The sequence below is a fragment of the Streptomyces omiyaensis genome, from assembly GCF_014650895.1.
Taxonomy (GTDB): Bacteria; Actinomycetota; Actinomycetes; order Streptomycetales; family Streptomycetaceae; genus Streptomyces; species Streptomyces omiyaensis.
On record NZ_BMVV01000064.1, the window covers coordinates 1 to 5,457 of the forward strand.

A 5,457-nucleotide genomic window follows, 5' to 3' on the forward strand; every position below is an offset into this window, starting at 1 on the left:
CCCGGGCCGTTCTGCCCCCGGGGGGCGCGCCGGGTGTGGTCTCACACGTACGTGTGACCTTTGCCGGGGGGTGTGTTCGAGGCCGTGGGCCTTTGTGGGGTCGGGTGAGGAGGGCTCGTGCGTCCCCGGGTGTGGCTCGCCGAACGGCCCAGCGTCCCACTTGCCTCCCCGTAAATCACGGCTTACGACCATATTCTCTTTTTGCGTTTATCTGAGAGAGCGTTCCGTTTGTCGGTTCGTCCGGTGGTGTGTCTTCCGGTCGCCCGTGTGCCGGGGCGTGCGGTCCACCCGGTTTTCCTACCTGGAGAGACGAATGCGTGTTGTTGTGACCGGTGGCGGGGGCTTCCTCGGGTCCCATCTGTGTGAGGCGCTCCTGCGGCGCGGTGACTCGGTGGTGTGTCTGGACGACTACTCGACGGGCGACCCCGGGAATATCGCCCACCTGCACGGTCATCCGGCCTTCGTCTTCCGGCATGCCGATGTGAGTGAGGGTGTGGACGTTCCCGGCCGTGTCGATGCGGTCGCGCATTTGGCGTCTCCGGCTTCTCCGCCCGATTACCTCAGGCGGCCTTTGGAGACTCTCGCGGTCGGCAGCCGGGGTACCGAGAACGCCCTGCGGCTGGCTCTGCGCCACGGTGCCCGTTTCGTTCTCGCCTCGACCAGTGAGATCTACGGTGACCCTCTGGTCCATCCCCAGGAGGAGGGGTACTGGGGCAACGTCAACCCGATCGGCCCCCGTAGTGTCTACGACGAGGCGAAACGATACGCCGAAGCGGTGTCGGCCGCTTACCGCCGCACCCACGGCGTCGACGTGGGCATCGCCCGCATCTTCAACACCTACGGCCCGCGCATGCGCCCGCACGACGGCCGGGTGGTGTCCAGCTTCATCACCCAGGCGCTGACCGGCGAGCCGCTCACCGTCTACGGCGACGGCGGGCAGACCCGCAGTTTCTGCTATGTCGACGATCTGGTCCGCGGTCTTTTGGCGCTCCTCGACTCCGACGAGCCGGGTCCCTTCAACCTCGGCAACCCCGTCGAGCGCACCGTCACCGAACTGGCCGCTCTGGTCCTGGCCGCGACCGGTTCGGCCTCCGAGGTCAGGCATCACCCGCTGCCGGTCGACGACCCGGTCCGCCGCCGCCCGGTGATCACCCGCGCCCGCGAGGTCCTGGGCTGGGAGCCGCAGGTCGGCATCGCCGAGGGCCTGCGCCGGACCGTCGCCTACTTCGCCGCCCGTCCCGACCTGCTGCGCCTGGCCGCCGCGGCGATCCGCGGCGGCCAGCACGAGACCGTACCGCTGGCCGCCGTCGCCGAACCGGTCCCGTCCGCGGCCCAGGCGATCCCCGGTCCGGCCCACGCCGCTCCCCGCCCGGCCGCCGCCGTCCTGCGCCCGCTGACCGCCGCCGCCGTCCTGCCGGCCGCCGCGGGAGTGCCCTGCGCCGCCGCCGCCGTCCTGCCGGCCGCTGCCGGAGTGCCCTGCGCCGCCGCTCCCGACCCCACCGCCGGCTGACTGCCGCCCCCGACCCCACCGCCGCCCCCGCCGCCGTTCTGCCGGCCGCCGCCGGAGTGCCCTGCGCCGCCGTTCTGCCGGCCGCTGCCGGAGTGCCCTGCGCCGCCGCTCCCGACCCCACCGCCGGCTGACTGCCGCTCCCGACCCCACCGCCACCCCCGCCGGCTGACCCATCCCGCGTCACGGCCGCCCCCGCCGGCTGACCCATCCCGCGTCACGGCCGCCCCCGCCGGCTGACCCCGCCCCGTGCGTCACGGCCGGCCCCGGGCCGCCCCGCCCGCCCCGGCCGGCCACGACGCCCCCACCCCCACCTCCCCGGGCACCTCCCGCCCCCCACCCCCCACCCCTGCCCACCTGCCCGGGCACCCCCCACCCCTTCCATCCCCTTCACGCCCCTGCCCGAGCACCTCCGCGCCCGCCTTCCCACCCCCTCGCCTCCTCGCCTTCCCGTTCCCTCGCCTCCTCGCCTTCCTGTTCCCTCACCCCCTCACCCCCTCACCCCCTCACCCCCTCACCCCCTCGCCTTCCCGTTCCCTCGCCTCCTCGCCTTTCCGTTCCCTCGCCTCCCCGCCTTCCCGCCTTCTCGCCTTCTCGTCCCTTCGCCTCCCCGTGTCCTGTGGCCCGTCCGTCGCACCGCCTGGAGAACTTCCCGTCATGACGTCGTTGGAGCAAAGCCCCCCCGGCGGGGCCGGCACCGCCCAGGACTCCCCGCTCGTCCCGTACGCCCCCGGCTCACCGGAGGAATGGCAGGCACTGGGAAGCGAGATCAAGGCCCTCTCGAAGGGCGAGGTCGCCTCCATCGGCCCCGACGGACCGGTCCTGGCGCGACGGCCCCGCGGGCGTACCCCGTTCCCCTCCAGCTTCGTGCGGGCCTTCACCCGCGCCGACCGCCTCCTGGTCGTGTTCCTCTCCCTCGGCTGGGCGGCCTGCCTGGTCTGGTTCTGGGTCTGGTGGCTCCAGCCGTCCCACCGCATCGGCTGGCCCGGCCTGATCGTCAACAGCGCCCTGCTGCTCTACCTGACCTACCTGCCAATCCACTTCCTCGTCGCCCTCCTGCGCATGCGCCGTTTCGATCCGGCGGCCGAAGTCCCCACCCTGCGCACCGCGTTCGTCGTCACCCGCGCCCCCTCCGAGGGCTGGGACATCGCCCGCGCCACCCTGCGGGCCATGCTCGGCCAGCGCTTCCCGTACGCCTACGACGTCTGGCTGTGCGACGAGGACCCCACCGACGAGATCCTCGACTGGTGCCGCACCCACGGCGTCCGCGTCTCCACCCGCCGCGGCCGCGCGGACTACCACCGCGCCCAGTGGCCCCGCCGCACCCGCTGCAAGGAGGGCAACCTCGCCTTCTTCTACGACCACTGGGGATACGACGACTACGACGTGGTCGCCCAGCTCGACTGCGACCACGTGCCGAGCCCGCACTACCTCGCCGAGGTCGTCCGTCCCTTCGCCGATCCCGCCATCGGCTACGTCGCCGCCCCCAGCGTCTGCGACTCCAACGCCGGCCACTCCTGGGCCGCCCGCGGCAGACTGCAGCGCGAGGCCATGTTCCACGGCCCCGTCCAGCTCGGCCATTCCGCCGGCCTCGCCCCGGTCTGCATCGGCTCCCACTACGCCGTGCGCACCCGGGCCCTGCGGGACATCGGCGGCCTCGGCCCCGAACTCGCCGAGGACTTCTCCACCACCTTCCTGCTCACCTCCGCCGGCTGGCAGGGCGCGTTCGCCATCGACGCCGAAGCCCACGGAGAAGGACCGATCACCTTCGGCGCGATGATCACCCAGGAGTTCCAGTGGTCCCGCAGCCTGGCCGTGATGCTCCTGGGCATGCTGCCGCGCCACCTCGGACGCATGCCCCTGAAACTGCGGATCCGTTTCGGCGCCGCCCTGATGTACTACCCCCTGCTCGCCCTCGCCACGATCACGGGCATCCTCCTGCCGCCGATCGCCGCGATCACCGGCGCGCCGTGGATCGACGTCAACTACGCCGCCTTCCTCGCCCACTTCTGGAGCATGTCGCTCTGGCTGATCCTGCTGACCCTGCTGTGCCGCCGCCGCGGACTGCTGCGGCCCGAGAACTCCCCGATCCTCAGCTGGGAGATCTGGCTCTTCGGCCTCTCCCGCTGGCCCTACGTCGCCTGGGGCGTCCTGGCCGCCGTCACCCAGAAACTGCGCCCCCGCCAGATCACCTTCAAGGTCACCCCCAAGAAGCGCGACGGCCTCGAACCCCTCCCGCTGCGCACCGTCGCCCCGTACCTGGTGATCACCCTCTTCCTGTCGGGCGCGGCCCTCGTCGGCCAGTTCACCGGCCCCGCCGTCGGCTACGTCTTCCTGTGCCTCCTCGGCTCCGCCTCGTACGCCGCCGTCGCCCTCGCCGTCGCCGCCCTGCACGTCAAGGAGACCTCCCGGGCCACCGGCACCCCCGCCCTGCGCGCCGCGCGCACCGCCGCGCTCCCGCTCACCGCCGGCCTGCTCTGCCTGCTCCCCCTGGCCCTGGCCGTCACCGTCTTCCCCGTCTACCTCACCGGCTTCTACGCCTGGTGACGACCCCGGCCCCCGCGGCCGCCCCAGAAACGAGGTCCCCCGTGCCCCAGACCGTCCTGGTCACCGGCGGCGCCGGCTTCATCGGCAGCCACACCTGCGTCGAACTCCTGCGCTCCGGCCACGAGGTCGTCGTCCTGGACGACCACTCCAACAGCTCTCCCGAAGCCCTCGAACGCGTCGCGAAGATCGCGGGCCGCCCGATCGCCGCCGCCCACACCGCCGACGTCCGCGACCGGCGCGCCCTGGACGCCGTCTTCAGCGCCCACCCCATCGACGCGGTCGTCCACTTCGCCGCGAAGAAGGCCGTCGGCGAATCGGTGCGGATCCCGCTCGCCTACTACGACATCAACGTCGGCGGCACCACCGCGCTCGCCTCCGCCATGCACGCCCACGGCGTCCACCGGCTGGTCTTCTCCTCGTCCTGCTCGGTCTACGGCGACGCCACGGTCGTCCCGCTCACCGAACAGTCCCCCACCGCGCCCACCAACCCCTACGCGGCGACCAAGCTGACCTGCGAGCGGATCCTCGCGGACCTGTGCCGCCACGTGCCCGAACTGCGGGTTCTGGCCCTGCGCTACTTCAACCCGGCCGGCGCCCACCCCAGCGGACTGCTCGGCGAGGACCCCAGCGGCGTCCCCGGCAACCTCATGCCCTTCCTCGCCCAGATCGCGGTGGGCCGCCGCGAGGAACTCAGCGTCTTCGGCGACGACTACGCCACCCCCGACGGCACCGGAGTGCGCGACTACATCCACGTCGTGGACGTCGCCGAAGGACACGTGGCCGCCCTCGGCCACCTCGACGACGCCCCCGGCCTGCAGATCTTCAACCTCGGCACCGGCCGCGGCTCGTCCGTGCTCGAACTCGCCCACGCCTTCGAACAGGCCTCCGGCCGCCCGATCCCGCACCGCATCGCCCCGCGCCGGCCCGGCGACGTCGCGGAACTGGTCGCCGACCCCGCCAAGGTCGAGGCCGCCTGGGGCTGGACCGCCCGGCGCGATGTGACCGCCATGTGCCGCGACGCCTGGAACTTCCAGCGCAACAACCCCTACGGCTACGCCCCCTGACCCCCCACCCCCACCCCCACCCCCACCCCGCCCCCCGCGCGCCTTCTCTTCACCCCCCCGACAGGAGCACCCACGCAATGCGGCTGACCGTCATCGGTACGGGCTACCTGGGAGCTGTGCACGCCGCGTGCATGGCCGACATCGGACACGACGTCCTCGGCGTCGACGTCGACATCGACAAGATCACCGCCCTCGCCGAAGGCAGACCCCCCTTCTACGAACCCGGGCTCGACGACGTCCTGACCCGCGCCCTCGCCTGCGGACGCCTGCGCTTCACCACCAGCCTGCGCGAGGCCGCGGCCCACGGCGAGGTCCACTTCATCTGCGTCGGCACCCCCC

The 5,457-nt window shown here is 72.8% G+C and carries 2 protein-coding genes and 2 pseudogenes; all 4 read left to right on the forward strand.

Going from position 1 to position 5,457, the window contains the following annotated elements; translation table 11 throughout:
• Window positions 1-313: 313 nt before the first annotated feature.
• Window positions 314-1,318 (forward strand): annotated as a pseudogene (locus IE287_RS37860) (UDP-glucuronic acid decarboxylase family protein); the annotation flags it as partial.
• Window positions 1,319-2,164: 846 nt separating this feature from the next.
• A complete protein-coding gene (locus IE287_RS37865) occupies window positions 2,165-4,054 on the forward strand; it encodes a glycosyltransferase family 2 protein (RefSeq protein WP_189853974.1) in 1,890 nt (629 codons plus the stop codon).
• A gap of 41 nt (window positions 4,055-4,095) precedes the next feature.
• Window positions 4,096-5,118, forward strand: coding sequence for a UDP-glucose 4-epimerase GalE (galE, locus tag IE287_RS37870; protein ID WP_189853975.1), 1,023 nt, complete (start codon window positions 4,096-4,098; stop codon window positions 5,116-5,118).
• A 77-nt stretch (window positions 5,119-5,195) separates the two neighbouring features.
• Window positions 5,196-5,457, forward strand: a pseudogene (locus tag IE287_RS37875) (UDP-glucose 6-dehydrogenase); the annotation flags it as partial.